Source organism: Kluyvera chengduensis (assembly GCF_044197065.1).
Taxonomy (GTDB): Bacteria; Pseudomonadota; Gammaproteobacteria; order Enterobacterales; family Enterobacteriaceae; genus Kluyvera; species Kluyvera ascorbata_C.
The window spans coordinates 1-513 of the sequence record NZ_JBIQOI010000026.1 but is presented as its reverse complement, the minus strand read 5'-3'; the positions used below and the strand labels follow the sequence as shown (position 1 = coordinate 513).

General features: G+C 52.0%; 1 rRNA gene. It reads right to left on the bottom strand.

The window, feature by feature from the left end:
- Positions 1–10 precede the first annotated feature (10 nt).
- A 16S ribosomal RNA gene (locus ACH1XZ_RS23195) occupies positions 11–513 on the bottom strand; the annotation flags it as partial.

The window sequence follows — 513 nt, the reverse complement described above, 5'->3', positions numbered from 1 at the left end:
TTCTTTAAGGTAAGGAGGTGATCCAACCGCAGGTTCCCCTACGGTTACCTTGTTACGACTTCACCCCAGTCATGAATCACAAAGTGGTAAGCGCCCTCCCGAAGGTTAAGCTACCTACTTCTTTTGCAACCCACTCCCATGGTGTGACGGGCGGTGTGTACAAGGCCCGGGAACGTATTCACCGTAGCATTCTGATCTACGATTACTAGCGATTCCGACTTCATGGAGTCGAGTTGCAGACTCCAATCCGGACTACGACATACTTTATGAGGTCCGCTTGCTCTCGCGAGGTCGCTTCTCTTTGTATATGCCATTGTAGCACGTGTGTAGCCCTACTCGTAAGGGCCATGATGACTTGACGTCATCCCCACCTTCCTCCAGTTTATCACTGGCAGTCTCCTTTGAGTTCCCGGCCGAACCGCTGGCAACAAAGGATAAGGGTTGCGCTCGTTGCGGGACTTAACCCAACATTTCACAACACGAGCTGACGACAGCCATGCAGCACCTGTCTCA